The sequence below is a fragment of the Aquimarina sp. Aq107 genome (assembly GCF_943733665.1).
GTDB lineage: Bacteria > Bacteroidota > Bacteroidia > Flavobacteriales > Flavobacteriaceae > Aquimarina.
In genome coordinates this window covers 5,005,903-5,027,436 of record NZ_OX030782.1, presented here as the reverse complement: position 1 = coordinate 5,027,436, position 21,534 = coordinate 5,005,903, and the positions used below count along the sequence as shown (strand labels likewise).

The 21,534-nt window shown below is 32.1% G+C and carries 14 protein-coding genes and 1 tRNA gene; 6 read left to right on the top strand and 9 right to left on the bottom strand.

The annotated features are described in order from the left end of the window. Positions 1-141 precede the first annotated feature (141 nt). The 4 genes from NMK29_RS21705 (at position 142) to NMK29_RS21690 (ending at position 5,778) form a co-directional block, all read left to right on the top strand. Positions 142-516, top strand: coding sequence for a DoxX family membrane protein (locus tag NMK29_RS21705; protein WP_108804725.1), 375 nt, complete (start codon positions 142-144; stop codon positions 514-516). A gap of 291 nt (positions 517-807) precedes the next feature. Continuing rightward, on the top strand, positions 808-2,976 hold the full coding sequence (locus NMK29_RS21700) for a prolyl oligopeptidase family protein (RefSeq protein WP_108804724.1): 2,169 nt from the start codon (positions 808-810) through the stop codon (positions 2,974-2,976). Positions 2,977-3,055: 79 nt separating this feature from the next. Then, positions 3,056-4,033: an ABC transporter ATP-binding protein gene (locus NMK29_RS21695; RefSeq protein ID WP_108804723.1), complete on the top strand. Its 978-nt coding sequence runs from the start codon at positions 3,056-3,058 to the stop codon at positions 4,031-4,033. Positions 4,034-4,242: 209 nt separating this feature from the next. Then, positions 4,243-5,778 carry an Ig-like domain-containing protein gene (locus NMK29_RS21690; protein WP_108804722.1) on the top strand — a complete coding sequence of 512 codons (1,536 nt, stop codon included), beginning with the start codon at positions 4,243-4,245 and terminating at the stop codon, positions 5,776-5,778. Positions 5,779-5,835: 57 nt separating this feature from the next. Here NMK29_RS21690 and NMK29_RS21685 read toward each other — a convergent pair whose 3' ends face one another. From NMK29_RS21685 to NMK29_RS21665, 5 genes are all read right to left on the bottom strand, one after another. After that, on the bottom strand, positions 5,836-6,609 hold the full coding sequence (locus tag NMK29_RS21685) for a UDP-2,3-diacylglucosamine diphosphatase (RefSeq protein WP_369863191.1): 774 nt from the start codon (positions 6,607-6,609) through the stop codon (positions 5,836-5,838). Between the two features lie 37 nt (positions 6,610-6,646). Beyond that, the gene (locus NMK29_RS21680) at positions 6,647-7,102 is read right to left on the bottom strand and encodes a 6-carboxytetrahydropterin synthase (RefSeq protein ID WP_027394659.1); all 456 of its coding nucleotides are present in this window, start codon (positions 7,100-7,102) and stop codon (positions 6,647-6,649) included. Between the two features lie 141 nt (positions 7,103-7,243). Beyond that, a complete protein-coding gene (locus tag NMK29_RS21675) occupies positions 7,244-8,011 on the bottom strand; it encodes an enoyl-CoA hydratase/isomerase family protein (RefSeq protein ID WP_108804721.1) in 768 nt (255 codons plus the stop codon). A gap of 214 nt (positions 8,012-8,225) precedes the next feature. Next, positions 8,226-9,557, bottom strand: a complete 1,332-nt coding sequence (locus tag NMK29_RS21670) for an MATE family efflux transporter (protein WP_108804720.1) — start codon at positions 9,555-9,557, stop codon at positions 8,226-8,228. Further along, the gene (locus tag NMK29_RS21665; RefSeq protein WP_108804719.1) at positions 9,554-10,054 is read right to left on the bottom strand and encodes a GNAT family N-acetyltransferase; all 501 of its coding nucleotides are present in this window, start codon (positions 10,052-10,054) and stop codon (positions 9,554-9,556) included. The genes NMK29_RS21670 and NMK29_RS21665 overlap by 4 nt, the downstream gene beginning before the upstream one ends. A 188-nt stretch (positions 10,055-10,242) precedes the next feature. Between NMK29_RS21665 and NMK29_RS21660 the strand changes: the two genes are divergently transcribed. Next, a complete protein-coding gene (locus tag NMK29_RS21660; protein ID WP_108804718.1) occupies positions 10,243-11,049 on the top strand; it encodes a universal stress protein in 807 nt (268 codons plus the stop codon). Between the two features lie 11 nt (positions 11,050-11,060). Continuing rightward, positions 11,061-11,134: transfer RNA gene (locus NMK29_RS21655), tRNA-Ala, on the top strand. Between the two features lie 170 nt (positions 11,135-11,304). Here NMK29_RS21655 and NMK29_RS21650 read toward each other — a convergent pair. The 4 genes from NMK29_RS21650 to NMK29_RS21635 all read right to left on the bottom strand — a co-directional run bounded on the left by NMK29_RS21650 (position 11,305) and on the right by NMK29_RS21635 (position 21,501). Beyond that, positions 11,305-14,574 (bottom strand): T9SS type A sorting domain-containing protein, encoded by a 3,270-nt coding sequence (locus tag NMK29_RS21650; protein WP_108804717.1) that lies wholly within the window; start codon positions 14,572-14,574, stop codon positions 11,305-11,307. Positions 14,575-14,948: 374 nt separating this feature from the next. Then, positions 14,949-17,303, bottom strand: a complete 2,355-nt coding sequence (locus NMK29_RS21645) for a right-handed parallel beta-helix repeat-containing protein (RefSeq protein ID WP_108804716.1) — start codon at positions 17,301-17,303, stop codon at positions 14,949-14,951. Positions 17,304-17,780: 477 nt separating this feature from the next. Next, positions 17,781-18,494, bottom strand: coding sequence for a hypothetical protein (locus NMK29_RS21640; RefSeq protein WP_254097293.1), 714 nt, complete (start codon positions 18,492-18,494; stop codon positions 17,781-17,783). A gap of 451 nt (positions 18,495-18,945) precedes the next feature. Beyond that, positions 18,946-21,501, bottom strand: a complete 2,556-nt coding sequence (locus NMK29_RS21635) for a right-handed parallel beta-helix repeat-containing protein (RefSeq protein ID WP_108804714.1) — start codon at positions 21,499-21,501, stop codon at positions 18,946-18,948. Between the last annotated feature and the right edge of the window lie 33 nt (positions 21,502-21,534).

Genomic DNA, 21,534 nt, shown 5'->3' with positions numbered 1-21,534 from the left:
GGAATAAGATTAAAAAATTAAGTCAATCAGTTAGTTTTCAGAAGCCGTAAGGTATTTTTTTAGCTTCAGTTTCTAATAACATTTGTAAGGTTTTTAACATTTAACCCTCTAATAAATCACTTAATCATAAAAAAACAAACAATGAATACTAAAATAATTTTAGCCTTAAGAATCCTATTAGGAGTCTTATTAATAGTTTTCGGAAGCAATAAGTTCATAGGATTTTTACCCGATTTTGAATTTGCAAATCCAGAAGCAGGAATTCTATTTGGAGCTCTTGCAAATAGTTACATTTTAAAAACAGTTGGTCTTATTGAAATAATCGTTGGATTGTTATTAGTAAGTAATAAAGCTGTGCCATTTGCACTAGTATTGATGGCTCCTATTTCTGTCAATATTATACTATTTCATGCAACCCTTGATCCTGCAAATATAGGTCCTGGAGCATTTGTTTTTCTTGCAAATGCCTTCTTGATTTATAAAAACTGGAATACTTTTAAATGTCTATTCCAATAAACTACTTCTATAACATTACTGGTATAAAAGTAAAATTTTTCGTTTCTTAGAGGACGGAAAATTCCGACTGCTCTACGAAAATGATCAACTGAGTTGCTAAACCCCAAAGCAACGCTCTAAATGTGTAATAGCTATCTGATCATTGTTAGAGCAGTCTTTTTTTATGCTTTATTTAGCACTTTACAGTTATAAGTTTTGATAATTTTGTAAACTACTTTATTTGGTTTTATAGGTATTACCAAAATAAAAACTAATAATTAATATTTAATTATTTATAAAATTTAACTCATCATGAAAAAAACTCTTTTAATACTATTTTTGTTAGCGTCTATCATAGGATGTAAAAATGAAACAAAAATAGAAACTGCTAAAACTATTATTCCCTTGAATTATCCAGAAACTAAAAAAGTAGATACCGTAGATACTTATTTTGACACTGAGGTTAAAGACCCTTACAGATGGCTAGAGGATGATCGTAGTAAAGAAACTGAAAGTTGGGTAGCTGAACAAAACAAAGTAACTTTTGGATATCTAGATAGTATTCCATTTAGAGATCAAGTAAAAAATCGTTTATCGGGATTATGGAATTATGAAAAAGTTGGCTCACCATTTAAAGAAGGTGATTACACCTACTTTTATAAAAATGATGGTTTACAAAATCAATATGTAATTTACAGATTCAAAAACGAAGGAGATGAACCTGAAATATTTTTAGATCCTAATACTTTTAGTAACGATGGTACAACTTCACTTGGTGGTGTTAGTTTTTCTAAAAATGGAAAACTTTTAGCTTACTCTATCTCTGAAGGTGGCAGTGATTGGAGAAAAGTCATTGTTAAAAATGCAGAGACTAAAGAGATTATAGAAGATACCCTTGTAGATATCAAATTTTCTGGAATGTCTTGGCGAGGAAATGAAGGTTTCTATTATTCCAGTTACGATAAGCCTAAAGGAAGTGAGCTTTCTGCAAAAACAGATCAGCATAAAGTATATTATCATAAACTCGGTACAGCTCAAAAAGAAGATCAACTAATTTTTGGAGGTACACCAGAAGAAAAACATCGATATATAAGTGGACGTGTAACAGAAGACGATAAATATTTAATTATCTCCGCTAGTACCTCTACTTCTGGAAATAAATTATTTATAAAAAACTTAACTAGTAATAATGATAAACTTGTTACTATTCTAGATAACACAGAAAGTGATACCTATGTAATTGAAAATGTTGGTTCTAAGTTATACCTAGTTACAAACCTAAATGCTCCTAATCAAAAAATTGTAACGGTTGATGCATCTAATCCAACACCAGAAAACTGGAAAGATTTTATTCCTGAAACAGAAAATGTACTAAGCCCAAATACAGGTGGAGGTTACTTTTTTGCAGAATATATGGTAGATGCAGTATCCAAAGTATTACAATACGATTATGAAGGAAAATTAGTAAGAGATGTAGAATTACCAGGAGTGGGAAGTATTGGTGGTTTTGGAGCGAAAAAAGAAGATAAAGAATTATACTATTCTTTTACTAATTATAAAACTCCAGGAAGCATTTATAAATATGATATTGCAAATGGAACTTCAGAACTATATCGCAAACCCAAAATAGATTTTAATCCTGAAGATTACGAAAGCAAGCAAGTTTTCTATAACTCTAAAGATGGTACTAAAATTCCAATGATCATTACACATAAAAAAGGAATAGAACTAACAGGTAAAAATCCAACTATCTTATATGCATATGGAGGATTTAATGTTAGTCTAACTCCTTCTTTTAGTATTACGAATGCGGTATGGATGGAACAAGGTGGAGTTTATGCAGTTCCTAACCTAAGAGGTGGTGGAGAATATGGAAAAAAATGGCATGATGCAGGAACAAAAATGCAAAAGCAAAATGTATTTGATGATTTTATTGCAGCTGCAGAATATTTAATAGAAAATAAATATACATCAAGCGAATATCTAGCCATAAGAGGAGGATCTAACGGAGGGTTATTAGTAGGAGCTACCATGACGCAGCGACCTGATTTAATGAAAGTAGCTTTACCTGCTGTTGGTGTAATGGATATGCTACGTTATCACACCTTTACTGCTGGTGCAGGATGGGCATATGATTACGGAACTGCGGAAGATGACAAACAGATGTTCGAATATCTAAAAGGATATTCTCCAGTACACAATGTAAAAGAAGGAGTATCATATCCTGCAACATTAGTAACTACAGGAGATCATGATGATCGTGTAGTACCTGCACACTCATTTAAATTTGCCGCAGAATTACAATCAAAACAAAAAGGTACTAACCCAACTTTGATACGGATCGAAACAAACGCAGGTCACGGAGCTGGTACGCCGGTTGCCAAAACAATAGAGCAATATGCTGATATTTTTAGCTTTACGCTATACAATATGGGATATGAAGTTTTACCAGAGCAAGTAAGTGACAATGTAAAAGGATAATTTTTTTATAATTAAAATTAAAAGATCCGTTTTCTAAAAAGAGACGGATTTTTTTATTGAAGTTATTTATATTTGAAATATGCTTACAGTTAAAAATGTTTCCTTTGCCTATAATACCATTCCGGTTTTAAAAAATATCAATTTTACTATTGAAAAGGGAAAACACGTGGCACTTATTGGAGCAAGTGGTTGCGGAAAGAGCACCTTGTTAAAAATAATTTATGGGCTCTTAGACACAAACCAAGGAACGTTATTCTGGGATGATCAAGAAATACTGGGGCCAGCTTATAATTTGGTTCCGGGACAAGAAAATATGAAATTCTTATCTCAAGGCTTCGAACTACAAGCATATAGAACAGTTTCTGAAAATATAGGACAATATCTATCCAATTTTGAACCTGAATTAAAAATTGGTCGTGTTAATGAGCTTTTAGAAATAGTAGAAATGTTACCATTTGCGGATGCCAAGGTTGAAAACTTAAGTGGTGGTCAAAAACAACGTGTAGCATTGGCAAAAGCATTAGCTAAAAGACCTGAATTATTACTATTAGATGAACCTTTTGGTAATATTGATAACTTCAGACGTAGTTCCTTAAGAAGAAATCTTTTTACGTATCTAAAAAGAAATAAGATCACTAGTATCACTGCTACTCACGATAAAACTGATATACTTTCTTTTGCCGAAGAAACAATTGTAATCCACAATGGAGAAGTTATCAGTAAAGGGAATACAAAAAGCATTTATAATAATCCAGAAAACTATTACATTGCATCACTTTTTGGCGAAGTAAATCAATTACAGATCAATGCTTTTTTACCAGATTTTAATAACGATCAAACAATCCTATTATATCCTCACGAATTACAAATCGTCGAGAACTCTGATATAAAAGTCAGAGTAAAAAAGTCCTATTTTAATGGAAATCATTATCTAATTGAAGCTATTTTTAATAATAAAATTATTTTTATTGAACACCCATACGCAATAGAAAATTCTAAAGAAGTAGCGATACATGTTTCTGAAAAAACACTTACTTCTAGAATAAAAAATATTTAGTCTAAGACTATCAAATTCAGAACTTAAAAATAATATCCTGAATACTTGATCAAACCAGATCCTACGTAGACTAATTAATCCTCTACGGATTCTATTTAATTACATTTTGATTCACTCTATTAAGGTATCTTTAAAGTTGGTGTTTTTTATACATATCACCGAAAATTATTGTTATCTTTTAAAATATTAACCCTTAAAACCAAAATACCATGAAACGTAAACTATTTATTTTAAAGTTTTTAGCACTTTTATTTGTCGTCAATATTTCAATAGCCCAACAACCAAGCCCAACCAATAGTTCTAAAGCCAACGTCGAAGATACGGGTTGTACTGGTCAAGATACTTTTGACCAAGGTGTGAGAATTGTTCCTAATGCAAATTCGTGGAAAGATAGTTATCAAGCAAATGGCTTTTGTTTTTGTAAATCCTCTTTTGATCACGGTGTTGGTAATTTCAAAATCGATATTAATGGACAAGGCAGAAATATTAAAGATATTTGTGATGAGCTTAAAAAACACCCTAGTTATAGAGATTTAGCAAACGGAGATCCTAGATATAATACAATACAATGTGGTAACGAACCTGGACATGATGACGCCATTACAATACAAGGTAAGAGAATTAAGGACGAAAAAGTATGTCCTGGCCGTGTAGACCAAGGCAGTCAAGGGTGTCAATGTAAAGGACCTAAATTCGATATGGACTGGTTAAGTTCTAGGCCTCGTTTTGGAGGTGATGGAGACGGAGACAACAATGGTCCCAACACTTCATTCACAACTCCATCAAACAATGCATCTTTTTCGGCTCCTGCAACTATAGAAGCCATTGTTACCGCAACTGACAGTGATGGCGTTAGTAACGTACGTTTATACCTTAATGATTCTTTTATCAGACAAGAAAATGTTAGCCCTTATACCTGGAATAACAATAATCAAGATAACGCCTTAAAGAATCTTGGCGAAGGAAATTATACATTAAGAGCTGAAGCAACGGATAGTAAAGGAGCTAAAACCACTAAAACGATCTCTTTTACTGTTGGAGATGATAACGGAACTGATGATTTTGTAACTATACTTGGGCAAACTATTAATAAATATGTAAGCTCTGAAGGAGGTACGCGAACCATGCAAGCTAACAGAAACAATGCTGGTACAGATGAACAATTTATTATGGAATCCGCAGGAAACGGAACAGTGAGCTTTAAAGGAAGTAATGGAAAATATGTAAGTTCAGAAAACGGAGGAAAGCCTATGAACTGTAATAGAAATGCTGTTGGGTCCTGGGAAAAATTTACTTTAGAATCTCTGGAAGGTGATCTTTATGCGATCAAAGGAAATAATGGTAAATACGTAAGTCATGAAAATGGAAACAAAGCTATTAATTGTAATAGAAATGCCATTGGTGACTGGGAAAAATTTGTAATTAGCGGTCTAAATTCAAATAGAATAAACGAAATAGTAAAAGGAAGTAAAGCATCTTATTCTATAAGTGTATATCCAGTTCCACTGACTTTAGATAATGCTAGCATTACAATCTCACTACCTCAAAAAGTCTCTTATTCTTCTATAGAAATTATAGATCTAAAAGGAAACAGTATCGCTAAGAAAAATACTGGAGCTATGGAATCTGGAACTAAATCCATCTCACTTGATGACATGGGAAGAAGTATGCAATCTAGTGGACTTTACATTATCAAAGTACAATTGGATAATACTATAATAACTAAGAAAATAGCGAAACAATAATCTTAGTTACTTTTATAAATATCTTAAACGGATGATCAAAAAATGATCATCCGTTTTTTATTCATTTTCTGTATACTTCATCATCTTCATTTCGGCACCATCAAAAACTGCATACGTATAATGTATAATCCAATCTCCTAAGTTTGTATACTTAGATTTATCATTTAGGTTTATTTCCATTGGAAGGTGTCTATGACCAAAAACAAAATGATCTGTATGTTTTATCTCTAATTTTCGTTTACAGTATTGTACTAACCACTCATTCTCTTCTCCAAGAAAAGTGACATCCTCATCTCCAGAAATCAATTTGTTTTTTACTGAAAGATATTGCGCTAACTTTACTCCTAAATCCGGATGCAACCAACGAAAAAACCATTTTGCAACAGGGTTTGTAAACACTTTTTTCATTCTTTTATATCCCTTATCACCCGGACCTAATCCATCACCGTGGCCAATAAGAAATGTGGTATCATTAAAAGCAAATTCTTGAGGCTTATGAAATACCGGAATATTCAATTCCTCTTCAAAATATCCATTCATCCAAAGGTCATGGTTTCCAACAAAATAATAAACCGGGATTCCGGCATCAGTAATTTCTGCAAGTTTCCCTAAAGTTCTTGTAAAACCTTTTGGAATTACTGTTTTATATTCGAACCAAAAATCAAAAAGATCTCCTAATAAAAATATAGCCCCTGCGTCTTCTTTAACCTCATCTAACCATTTTACAAATTTTTGTTCTCTAGGAAAACTTTTTTCTTGAGTCGGCGCTCCTAAATGATTATCAGATGCAAAGTATATTTTTTTACCTTCCGCTAAACTTATCTTTTTCATTTATTTCTATAGATACTATGAGGTGAAAAAACATTCGCTATTCATCATTATCTGATGCATACCACTCTGCATAAGAAGTTTCGGTTTCTTGGAGCTTTAAGGAGTGTAATTTTATCGTTTCAGGAAGTTTAGCTTTTATTTTAGCAGCGAAATCGATAATCATATTTTCAGTAGATGGCTGATAATCCACCAAAATAACATGATGCCCTCTTTTTTCTAACTCTTGGGCTAATTCTAAGTGCGGGGTGTTTTTATTAAAAATAGTAGCATGATCAAATACATCTTCTATATCCTTCTTTACTATTCTCTTTAGATCTCCAAAATCCATAACCATTCCTAACTTCACATGAGATGTATCTGTAATCGGTTCTCCTATTACAGTTACACTTAACTTGTAGCTATGTCCATGTAGGTTTTTGCATTTACCATCATATCCATACAACGCATGCCCTGCTTCAAAAGTAAACTTCTTGGTAATTCTAATCTTACTCATTTGTTTTAATCTAACTTTTTTGCAAAGTTAGTAAACATTATCTTCTCTTTCTTTTATTATAAAAGTAAACTACTACTAATATGATTCCCAGAATTAAGAATAGTCCATTTCCTCCTAAAAAATTTAAAATATCCATTTGTTTTATTTTTTGAATTTTTTTAGTGCTTCTTTTGTAAACTCAGAAAGCACCAGTTCTCCAGAAACAGCAGCTCTTTCAATTAATAACTCATCCCAATGACTTGTTCCTTTCCAATTTACCTCTTTCATTTTTTCAGTGGCTTGTGGATTATAACTAGCTAATTTTTCGGCAAACAATTGTACTTCTTTATCCAATTCTGTTATCGTTTCAAAAACTCTAGTAAATAGCCCTTGATCTTTTGCCCAATAAGCATTTTTCCATTGAGAAGCATCCCAAGCTAAAGCTTCGAAAGCTGCTAATCCTATTTTTCTTGATACAGCTGGTTCTATTACAAAAGGCCCTATCCCAATTGCTAATTCACTTAACTTAATAGAAGCTGCTTCTGTAGCCATACAAAAATCGCAAGCAGATGCTAATCCAACTCCTCCTCCAACAGTTTTTCCTTGTATTCTGCCAATGATTGGTTTTTTACATCTTCTCATAGCATTAATTACATTAGCAAATCCCGAAAAGAATTTTTTTCCATCCTCTAAATTTGTAATTGACACCAATTCATCAAAAGAAGCTCCCGCGCAAAAAGCTTTTTCTCCTTCTGATTTTAAAACAATAACATATATGGATGTGTCATCAGATAAAATATTAATCGCCTTTGTTAATCTTTCTAATAATTCCGATGGAAAGGAGTTACTGGACGGATGTCCAAACTCTATGGTTGCAATATGATTATCCGAATGCGTATATAAACTTCCGTTAGTTCTTGTAGTTGTCATTAAGCTAGATTTTTGATAAAAATAGATAATATTTTAGACTCTCATACTACGTTCCAAATCATAATATAAAACCCGTATTTACACGGGTTTACATTTTTTAATTGATCAATTATATTTGATTTATGGAAAAAAAGTATTTGGAAAAATTTAGATTAGTAGCTTTTCTAATCTGTTTATACGTCATTATTGTAATGGCAATTATGAAATTTGCGTTTTAAACATTTGCTAATGGATAATACTTATTCTTAAACTTAATAACTAAAGCTAACCCTCTAATTAACATCCAAACTGAAATTGCAATCCATATCCCATAAAGTTTCCAATCAAAATATCTAGCAATCAGCAACATTGGTATAAATCCAAAAAAAGTAGATCCTACTAATACATTTCGTAAAAAACCAGTTTCTCCAAGTCCTTTAAATATACCATCACCTACAAATGCTAATGCATTAATTGGCAAGGCAATTACAACTAAATAAAAGAAACCCGTAAATACATTTAGTACCTCTGGATCTTTAGTAAAGATCAAACCTAGTCGTTCAGGAATTAATAAGGAAATTCCTCCTAAGACACAAGCTACTATAATCCCGTATATATTCACTTTTTTAGACATCGCAACGAGGTTTTTATAATCTTTTGCTCCTAGTAATCTTCCTCCTAAAATATTACCAGCACCTCCATATCCATCAATAAAAAATGCAAAGAACAACCATAATTGTATTGCAATACTATGAGCCGCGATATAGTTTGTTCCTAAGCTTGTCGCTTCTCTAACTGCTAAAAGTAATGTCGTATTTAATGCGAGAGAACGAATGAATAGATTTCCACTCATCACCAAAAAACGTTTCATCTCTGGATGCCAAAGTTTTTCTAATCGCAATGATACCTCCGTTTTTTTAAGCAATAATATTAGTGATAAAACAGCCATTAAAATTTGCGAAAACAAGCTTGCCCAAGCTGCTCCTTCTAGATACATTGGTTCTAAAAAACCTGGAATCCCATAAACCAAAACAAAATCTAATATAATATTTGCTACAACTCCTATAATGGCAATAATCATCGGCCAATATGTGTTTTGTAATCCTCTAAAAATTCCAAAAATTGCAAATACAAAAAGAGATAACGGAAAGCCCCATACTCTGATACTATAATAAGAAATACAATAATCCAATACCAAGCCTTCTGCTTTTAGAAGAATAAAAATTTCTTTAATAAAAGGAACGGTCGCTAAAAGAATGGTAATACTCAATCCTATATTAAAAAGAATTGCTTGTGCTGGTAGTGTCTTTACCTCATCCAATTTTCCCGCTCCTAAATATTGTGAAATAATAGCAGAAATTGCTGCTCGAGTTTGTGCTAAAACCCATATTAACATAGAAAGAAATGAACCAACAATTCCTACGGCAGCAAGGGATTCTGTTCCATTTACGGGAATATTGCCAACAATTGCAGTATCTGTAGCTGATAAAACAGGTTCTGCAATTCCAGCGATGATTGCAGGAATTGCTAATCGGTTTATATTTTTAAAACTTATAACACTACTCACAATACAAGTTCATAACAATAAAAAGGGTGTTCACTTTGTTTGGGGAAGAAAATATTTCCTAATTTCTTATACCCTCTTGTTTCATAAAACTTTTGATTTCTTTTATTCTCACTAAATGTATCTAGACGAACTGATACGTAGTTATTATTTTTTGCATAAGCTTCTGCCCAACTCATTAGTTTCTGAGCATATCCTTTTCCCCAATAATCAGGATGCACAGCTAATCTATGTATATAAATATTATTCTTATTCTCGGTAACCCATTCGATCGGTATATATTCGTCATCCATCAATTCAGTAATTACAATAATTCCTTTGATCAGATTTTCTTCTTCTAAAAGATATAACTCTTGTAATTCAATATCTTTTTCAAAACGTGCTCGAGTAGGGTAGTGTTCATTCCATTGATAAATTTCTTTTGCTATCATGGCCCTAGCACAAGATTGAGTTAGTTTATGAATACTGTCTAAATCGGAAGGTAAAGCTTTACGGATCATACTTTTTTACAAATGCCAAAAATACGAACTATTCCTTCTAAGAAAACGACTTATAGTATAACAACACATCATTTTATATAAACTTTAAGAAAAGAAATAATAACGGGTATATCTTCAACCTATCAAAAGAGAGATTTACTGTTCAAAAATTGTAATTTTGCATCCTTACACACAAATCAAGCTTAGAAATGAAAAATATTCTTGTTCCTTTAGGACTATCAGAAAACTCTGTTAGTATCGCACGACTTCAGTATGCAATTGATTTTGCAAAAGAACTAGGAGGAACCATTTATGCCGTACAAGTTTTTAAGGAACTACCTAGATCTGGGAGTCTCCCTTCGGTAAATGAAACACTAAAAAATATTTCAGTTACCACAATTGAAGAAAAACTTGCTCAAGTAGAAAAAAAAGGTGTGTCAGTTGTTGCTCTTCCTCTAGAAGGTGATTTATTAGAAGCTATTCCAGAATTTAATCTAAAACACTCTATTGATTTAATTGTTTTAGGTTCGGAAAGCCACGATATCAAAAATTCTTATTTCCTTGGAGAAACCTCGGGAAGTTTAGTAAAGAAAACGGAGATACCTGTATTAATTATTCCTGAAAATTATGTTTTTAAGCCAATTAATAGAACATTAATGGCTATAAAATCGGGAGTCATTAAAAAGCAAAAAACGTTGAATCCCATAAAAGAAATTCTAAGTGCTTTTGATTCAGATATAAAATTACTTCAGGTTAAAACAAAAGAATTTTTGCCCGAGGATGCAGAATTTCAGAAAGATTTAGCGGAAATTATAACATCTTATAAATCTTCAGAAAACGCAACCTTGTTTCAGGGAGTTTTAGAGCATCTTAATGAGAATAATCCAGATTTGCTATGTGTATTTAGGCGTAGTAGAGGTTTTTTTGCCAAACTATGGGAGGAGAATACCATTTTGAAAAAAGATTTCGAAAGTAGGATTCCTCTATTAATCCTTAAGGGTGCATTACGTGATTAACATATAATTCAGGGGATGTAGCTCAGCTGGCTAGAGTGCTTGACTGGCAGTCAAGAGGTCGTGGGTTCGACTCCCATCTTCTCTACAGATAAACAAACAGTTATGAAAAAAAATTCATAACTGTTTGCTCTTTAAGAAATGTTAAAAATTTCTTCCTTTTATAGACAAAAAATTCCCCAAGATAGATTATCATTTCAGTATTACTAGGTTTCTTATTTTCTTCATTTTCATATACTTAAATTAATTGGAAATATATTAATTAGCTTTATCATTGACCAAAAATCTAAGAACTTTAGATTTCCCTTTATCATATGAAATACGGATAAAATAAACCCCATTCTTAAGGTTTGAAGTATTAAATTGTATATCAGTTTCTACCTCTTTTAGGTTTTGTTTTTGATATAAAACTCTGCCTTCAAGATTGATTATATCTATCTTACTTATATCTTGTAATTCTTGATCATTTTTTTCGATAGAAAGATGTAGTATATCGCTCACAGGATTCGGATACACTTTAAATTCAAAATCTAAGTTTTTAACTATAGAGTTTCTATTTGACTCTTCGAGATTAAATTCAATGTAACCAACACAGTTTAACCATTCTAATTGGGCTCCACCACATTGTTCTGTAGTATGATTCCATCCCCCCGTATTTATTGATTGATTTTCAGCTTCATACGTTTTACCATCAACTCTTATATGATCTATTCTTAAATCGTTATTGATACCACTTGAAGCAATACCGTCGTTAACAAAATGAATTTGTAACTTTTCCTTTGGGTCAAAATTAAAAATGTATTCTTCAAAGTCTTGAGTAACTCTATTTTCTGCACTAATTTGAACTCCGCCTGAATAAATTTCAAATTTTTCAGTTCCAGATCTCCCTAGAGCAGTAATCACAATTTCTTTAGATGTTGATTTAATATAGGAAAATGAAATCTTGTCTATATTAAAATATCCACCTATCATTTCAAATCTTAAAATTTTATTCTTACCCTTAACAAGCTTAATACTTTCAAGCTTAATACTTTCAAAGTTTTTCCATCCGCCTGTATTAACAGCATCAATATCACCTAAATCTTGATTATCTAATTTTATTTTTAAACCACCTGCGTTATCCTGATTAGATGCCAAATCAACAATAATATCGTAACTGCCCTCTTGTTCTACATCTACAGAATATTCTAGCCATTCGGAATTATTAATCCAACCTATATGAAATCCATTATTATTATCTTCAATATCTACACTTGTTTCTCTATACCGATTCCCTATGTTTTCAATATCATTATCTGAGTAAGAAATCCCTTCTCCACCATTATCAAAATTTTCAGCTTCAATAAAAGATAAATCCTTGATAACCCAATTTTTTCCATTATTGCTAAATGTAGTTTGCTCTATTTCTGTTGATTCCGAAAGAACTCCAACAAAAGCTCCTCTCCCTCCTGTTCCAAAGTATACTTTGCCATATTGATCTTTACTAGCGTCCATAGTAAATACTTTATCAATAGGTAATGTTTTATAAGCGTTAGTATTTTCCCAATTTTCATCATTATTTTCAGATTTATAAACATCTTTTTTACCATCTATTGAAGCTACTATATACAACACTTCAGAATTATCATTAACTTTATTCTTTCCAAAAGCAAAATTTATACAATCCGTTACATTAGGGATTGGGTTCCAAGATTTCCCCTGATCCAATGACTTATATAAAAGTCCCCCATCTTTATTTACAAAATATAATTCGCTAGTTCCTGGTTTAGCTTTTAAAACAACTTGATGCCAATCAACAGGTACATTTCCAACAACATTCCAGTTAGCCCCATTATCAGAACTTTTATAGATATTCTTTCTATCATACAAATAAAATGTGCTACCACTAGTAGGGTCTGCAATAAGAGATTTGCTACCAAACCAATATTGTCTCAATGACTCTATTCTTTGAGGTAAACCATTGCTTCTTTTCCAAGTTCTTCCCCCATCAACAGTGTAATGAGCGTCTACTTGCCATTGATCAGAAGGTAAACCTAAATTCGATTGGCTCATAGGAACCCATACCATTATATTTGGATTACTTGAAGAGAATGCTATATTACCATTCTGCATATTTGTCGGTAGGGATTGGAAATTTCCCCAAGTATTTCCGCCATCATTCGATATGCCCGTATAAGGAGTAACAGAACCATATTGAGAACTTCCAACATATGCGATATGTTTAGGGTCCGCCTCACAAAAAGAAATATCTGATATGATCCCGAATTCATTAGGGTAAAATTTATTATTTGGAACCTCATTAAATTTTGTCAACGACATACCCGCCATGTCTGCGACTCCTAATACAACTTCTTTAGGTTGTCGAGGTGGTGATACAATTGAAATACATACAAATTCTTCTAAATTTTGATTTTCAACCTTCCATTCAGGAGTAGAGGCCTTTCTATTATCTGTTTTATAAACCGCAAAGCCAGTAGTCATCCAAGCACGATTAGGATTTGTTGGATCTATTAAGATTTGACCGGCGTTAGTATAAGCTGACCAAGTAGGATAATAACCTGGTTCTTCTATATTTCCTGAAGCAAAACTTAACGAATCCCATGAGTTACCTCCGTCTGTACTTCTATGTATTCCTTTATTATCCCCAAAATTCCACTGAAATGTAAAAACTTCATTCTTGTCATTGGGATTTACAGATATTCCAGCAAACCCTTGGTTTTCTTTGTTGGAAGGTGTAATATCAATCAAATTACCTTGCCCAGTGAATTTATAGACTTTACCATTTCTATTAGCGGCAGAACCATCTGCATAGGTAACGTATAAAACTCCATCATTAGACAAAGTCCCATGAATAGGCTTGAGGTTTGTAACTGGACCCCCTGGTAATAATGACCAATCAGCACCTGAGTTATTGGTTTTATAAATCCCAAATCCTTGTACTCCAACATAAACAATATTATTATTTGTAGGATGAATCAACGAAAATACTTGCCCTCCTTCTTCCCCAAAAGGAACCTTATCTTTAGAGATTTGAGTCCAACTATCTCCTTGATTTGTAGATCTCCATAAACCATCCCTTCTAGATGCGTAATATAATAAATCCCCAAGAGCACTCAATCTTTCCCCTGCATGCCTCCATTCGCCATTACCTTCAACATATAAATTTAAAGGAATAGGTGACCAACTATTTCCTGAATCAGTAGACTTATATAATTGTCCGACTTCTTTATTACCCATTTTAGCATAGAGTATGTTTTTGTTTTGCCTATCTAAAGATATACTTTCTACACTGTAACCTATATTTTTAGCATCCATTAATGGAACCCACTCAGATGTAGAATTTTTCCATCTAAAAACCCCACCAACATCCGTCCTAGCATACACAACATTCTTGTATATAGGGTGTGCTATAATACCTGTTACAAAGCCCATGCCCTGTAAATTAACATTTTCCCATTTCCACTCTTGAGCATTTGTTATTTGAAATAATAATAAAAAGAATATTAATTTTAATAAATAAAGCCTCATGATTTGTGTTTATATTTATGGTTAACTACATCAAAATTAGTATTACAAGGGCTATTAAGTATTGACTGTAGTTAAGATTTATGTTCGGAAGAAATATATAGTTCAATTTACTTACATGCCACTTGATCACTACAAAGTGTAAAAACTTGTTAGACAAACAATTAACCCCCTGTCTTTAAATTAAATTTTTAGGTGCTAAAAATGTATTAACATTTTCTTAAGTCATAAAACACACAGTACATTAATTACTAAAATTTGGATAAAAACTCCCTCTAGGTAGGTTATAATTCTAGAGGAAGCTGCAGAAATAGTTGAGTTAGTGTTTCAAAATTTGAACTTATTTAAAACTTTTATTTACTCTTATCTATAAAATTCTATTGTACTAATATCTTCTTAGAAACAATACTGTTCTTTTCTGTATTTATCATGTTAACTAGATAAAAGCCTTTATTTAATCTTAAATCTAGTGTAACGTTATTTTCTAGTTTATTGGATTTAAAGACTTCTTTACCAGAAATGTCATATATCTTGATACTATATCTCTTAGGACCTGAAAGTTGTAACACATTATCACTAATAGGGTTTTTCAATATTTTAAACTCTGTCTCAGGAAAAGTATCTACATTTTCCGATATCCTCGAAGATGGAAAAATATCTATATCTACTTTTGTTAAATTATCTTTTCGCTCCTCCCAATGACCATCACGAGTAGCCAAAATAGTTTGGAATTGATATGCATCGTTTGCAACAGGAACATCTAACGGAATAGTCAATGGAACCTCTATAGTGGCCGATCCTGCAGAAACTTGGACCCTCTTTTCTGTATAAGCCCTGAAATCACCGTGATCCAATTGAAATATAACAATAATATCTCTGTCAATACTCGCAGAATAATTCACTGTAACATTCAAATCATCACCAACTTTAAGTGATTCTGGATTATTTACCCAAACGATTTTATCTTCTAATTGAGAGACAACATCGATATCTATTTTATCCACATTATCCAATCGATTATTCCAACTTCCATCTCGCGGGGTTAAAATTGTCTGAAATTGATAAGAATCATTAGAAACCTCTACATCAGAAGGAATAGTTATTGGAATATCAATAGTTCCTGAACCAGCTGAAACCTGAACCCTATTCTGAGCAAAACCTAGAAAATTATCATGATCTAATTGAAATATAACTATAATATCCCTATTATCAGAAGCTTCATAATTTACACTTACATTTGTCTGTTCACCCTGAATCACCTGATCAGGAGCAGTTACCGATATCACTTTATCTTCTAGATTTGAACCTATAACATCAACATCTTTCCTGTTAATGTTATCAAACCTATCACCCCAACTACCTCCTCTAGAGGTTATATAGGTCTGAATTTGATAATCATCATTAACAACTGGAACGTCAAACGGAATATTTAAAATAATATCTAAAGCCCCAGCTCCTGAAGATACTTGAGTCCTTACCTGATCAAAAACCATATAATCTCCATTGTCTCTCTGAAAATCAACTACAAGATCTCTATCTCCTGACGAACTATATTCTACATTAAGAGTTATTTGTTGACCTTGATTTACCTGACTAGGAGCTGTTACCGAAATAATATCATCTTCACCATCTGTAGAATCTCCTGCATTATACCAAGTCTGTTTTGAATGTGGATTGTTTCCTGGATCTTCATTACGTAATATATTACCAGAAACTCGATATTCTTCATCTACATCGCTAATAGTATTACCATATCTATATACATGCATTTTAGCATTCCCAAAATCATTAAGCAGTATACCATAGCCTGGATTTGAATTTCCTCCTCTGGTTGTTCGTACATCTCTTACCGTATTATTCTTGATAGCATTTCCTAATCCCGCACTATAAATACCCGATATTCTCGCATTTGCGCCATCTCTAGTTTTTACAACAGTGTTTCCTTCTACCCAATTATTACGACGAGTATTTTCCTTATGAATATTTCCATTAAATTTAGCAAAATGCCCTAATGAAATAGCTCCTTCATTAGCCTGAGGGAAATCCGCGTCACGAAGCGTAATATCATGTATATAATTATCTTTTATAGTATTATTAAACGTCTCACCTTTAATATCAATAGCTTCTCCAGCACCACACTTGTATATTTCACAGTCCTCTATCCAAACATATTCAGTATTATCTGGCCAATTCGAACTATTATGACCACCACCACGACCAACATAGATCCCTTCTCCATATCTTCTATTCCCCGCACCATTAGTTCCTGTATCATGTATTTTTGTATCTAAAATATCTACGTACTTAGACCGCAAAGCAACCTTTATACCAGCCTGACCAGAATCATAAATCTCACAATTAGTTATAATAATGTGATCACTTTCTTCTATCAGAATCCCCTCAAACTTTGAACCCTTAAATTTTATCCCTTCAAAGACCAAATAACTGCTATTGGTTAAATATAGAGCCCTATTATCATTTCTTTTAGCATCGACAATTACGTTGTTTCCTTCTTTTGCCTTAACTATAAGGGGCTCAGAACGACTAAATTTAAGTTGATCTAACCGTAGACCATCATATGTTCCAGATTCGATTATAATAGTTTGCCCTCCTCTTGCATTTTTAATTACATTTTCTAGATTATCTCCATTTTTAACAACTATTTGAGCAGTTAAATGCGTAGAAAAAAATAGAAGAAAAAAACCAAAATAGAATAAAAGTTTACGTTTCATAAGTTTAAGTTTAGATAATTTGTGTACTCATTTTAAAATTTAGAATGCTCCACATTTTCTTAAATTATATAATTAATGATAGATTCAGGTTTTTATAAAAAAATTGAAGCATCCTAAACTAAAGTTTTAATATTTTTAAATAACCCTGAAGTATTTATGTCACATAAAGATAAGACGGGACTCTTTCTTAAATGATTGACTTAAGTTAAGAAATGCAGTTGCTCTAGTATTCGTAAGCAATTACTTGCTATTAGAGTACATTTATTTAGTATTGTATAAATAAAAATTCAATACTCATTCAAAATATTGAGCTTCTAACTCTAAATTTTTTCTGAGTACACCTTTATTTAAGAACAAAAAAAGAAAAAGTCTTTAAAAATAAATTTAAAGACTTCTCCGTTAATAGTTTGTCTAAAAATTATTATCAATCTTATTTTTAAAGACTATCTAATAATTACTTCAACCTATAATAAATATTTAACAATAAATATTTGTACAAGCATTAGTACAGACAAACCCCCCTAGAGCACAAGCCACTGCAGTTACACCGTAAGAAGAACAAATAACTCCACCTACCACACACGTTGCTTGACATGATTTTTCAATCCACCAATTTTGACTATATTTTTGACACCCATTTTTTTCCTGAATATTGTCAAGAAAAGAAAAAGGTTTTATTTTTTCCTGAAAAGAATCTAAACTTTTGGAATTATCGGATAATAAGTACTCTAAATTGGAATATTTTTCATTAAATAAATTAGCAGCTTTTTGTAGTTTCAAACTAATTTCTATCAATTCAGTTTTGAAAAAAATCTTATTTAATTCATTATAATTCTGTTCAGTATAAAAATTCCTAAATTGATCTGGTGTAAGATTATTTCTATTAACGGTTTCCTCAATAATCTGTTCCATTTGTGCACGTACCTCAATATAATCTAAAGCAACAGGGTCATTATTAATTTTGTTAAGCAAATCTGAAGAAGAAATTAGATCATTTGAAAATTCTTCCTCTTTACTACAAGATGAATTAATATTCAATAATAAAAAAACGGATAAAAGAAATAGTCTTTTCATAATAATGTTGATTTTTAAAGTTTTAATTTGTGATATAAAATAGAGTGAAATACCTGTAAGAATAATCATCTCATACCTTTCGCTGAGGGAAGTGATGTCTATTGCGAGCAAATTCATCAATAAAGCATAGTTTGAGGATAATAAAACTGATAGTTTACTTAAACTTTAAATAAACTATCAGTACACATTCTATCAACACTAATTCAAACATTTATTACCTTATGCATAATCAAATATAGTATGGTGGATTTATTAAAAACGTTAACTTAAGTCAAGAAATCCGACCTAACTAATAATTTTTTAGAAAACCTTCTATTCGCTAAAAATTCATCTTTTTACTATAAAATATTTCTAAACATTAATCGAATTCAAGTTAAAACATATCCACAATTATTTTTAAAACTTTACTATTCTATGAAACCTACTTTAATCAAAAAATAGAATGCATTTGTAAAAATCTCTACAAATAAACAATGATTTCATAAAACAACTGCCTTGGGAGATTCTTCCTCAAGACAGTTCTTTGAATTAAAATCAATTATTATTTTGAAATCAACAACAGCATTAATTATTGAATAACTATTTTTTTTGATTTCTTATGAAAGGTAACAGTATTAGTCATTTTAACTAGATAAAGACCTCTATATATCCCTTTTAATGATAATCTAGAATCACCCTGTAATTTATCTGCCTTAAACACTTCTTTTCCAGAAATATCATATATACGTATATTATATTTCTCTGGCCCTGAAATATTTAATTCATTATTTAAAACTGGATTTTGTAGTACTTTAAACTCAACATCAGAAAAAGTCTCTATGTCCTCTGATATTCTTGAAGACGGAAAAACATCTATATCTGCTTTTGCTAAATTATCTTTTCGCTCATCCCAACCTCCATCACGTGTTGTCAAAACAGTATTAAATTGATACGCATCAGTTGCTACTGGCACATCTTGCGGAATAGTTAATGGAACCTCTACCGTACCTGACCCTTTTGTTACACTTATAGTATTAGAAGTAAAAAATCCAAAATCATCGCTATCTTTTTGAAAGATCACTATAATATCCCTATCAGTAGACGCAGTATAATTTACTGTAACATTTAAATTATCTCCTTGTTTTATAGATTCTGGATTATTTACCCAATTCAATTTGTCTTCTAACTGAGAGATAACATCAATATTCGTTTTTGCCAAATTATCCAATCGTTCATTCCAATGACCACCGCGAGTGGTAATTAAAGTTTGAAATTGATACGCATCGTTTGCCACTGGTACATCTGATGGAATCGTTAATGGAATTTTTACACTACCAGATCCCCTTGTTACAGAAACTCGCCCATCAGTATAAAACTGATAATCACCACTATCACGCTGAAAATAAATAACAATATCAGAATCTTCAGAAGCACTATAATCCACACTTATCTCAACAACTTCTCCTGGCACTACCTCACTTGGAGCAATTACCGATGTTATTTTATCGTCTAATAAAATTTCGGTTACTACGTCAACATCTTTATTAGACAAATCATCTCTTCGATCATCATAACCACCGTTACGTGTTGTCAAGATAGTACTAAATTGATACGCATCATTTGCTATAGGAACATCTGACGGGATATTCAATATAACTTCTACACCACCAGATCCTTTTGCAACACTTACAGTATTTGAGGTGAAAAATCTAAAATCATCGCTATCTTTTTGAAAAACCACTATAATATCCCTATCAACTGCAGCATTATAATCCACCTTAATAGTCACTTCCTCACCAGGTCTTACCTGATCTGGTGAATTAACCGATACAATTTCATCATTTCCTTGAATTCCACCAGCTTCAAAAGCTCCTAAATCAGGCGCATTACCATTAAAAGAAAATCCTAAATCAACACCCTTGTCTACAAGGTCACTTCCTGATTTTAAATGTAAATAGTCGACATCAGGAAGGCTTCCGTCGGGTTTTCGGGATCTTAATAATTGATTTATGTCAAGACTAATAAAATCATCATTATTCACAACAACAGAAAGATTCCATGAATTATCGGAAACATTGTTTCCTCTTTCTCCCTGAACATTCTGAGAACTTAAATACCCAATATTGTTCTGAACATTAAAGCCTAATGACTCCCCTAATCTAAAGTCAACAAAACCATTATCATAAGAGGTATTGTTATATAAATCCATACCGCCACTACCGCCATTATAATCGAATCCTCTCAAATCATTTCCAGCAGCTAAGTTAAAATGCACCTGATGTCTTGGGCCAGTTGAATTACTACCTAGTTTAAAGCCGTTACCGTCACCAGCTTTAGTGTTTGTGTCTGGTATATATCCATTTAGAAAAGACCAGCAGTTTTCAATTATAGTAGTACCCTCCATATCAAACAAATCCCATCCATCATCAGAATTGTACCATGCACGGCAGCCTGTAAACTTGTTATTATTTCCACTTCCAAAAGCAGCTTGGAAACCATCTGAGTTACTACCAGAGTGTAAAGGATCATAGTTATGATGTGCATCACAATTTTTTACGGTATTATTTGCTGCTGAACCAAAAATTTGAACTGCTTTTCCTGCAATGTTGTGAACATCCATTAATTCTAAGATATTATTACTACCAAAGACAATAATTCCTGCAGCCGAGTTTCCACTGCCTTCCGCTGCATTTTTCATTTCAATACCCTTTAAATGCCACCAATTTCCGTCTATATGTATTCCATGTACACCAAACTCATGACTTAAGTTGGAAAAATCAAGTACAGGGGTTTGATCTTCATAAGCCCAAAGCCTGATGGGGTTAGCAGATGTACCACTCTTAGATAGTGTTATACCTGTCTGTCCAGAACCTTGAATTTTATAAACACCTCCGAAAAGGAAAATATAATCACCACCTTGTGCTACTGATTGTGCCTTTTGGATGGTTGCAAATGGGCTATCTTCCGAAGTACCAGAATTATTGTCATTCCCATTTGGTGAAACATAATAATTTGTATTGTTAGTTTGAACTTCTATAATGTTGCTATAATTATGTTTTGTCCTTGATTTCGAAGTTAAAATTTGACTGGAAAAAACAAGAACAGATAAAAGCAAAAATCTGTATGAAATAAATTTAAATTGCATATAATATGGTTTTTTTAATTAAAAGTTGTTATT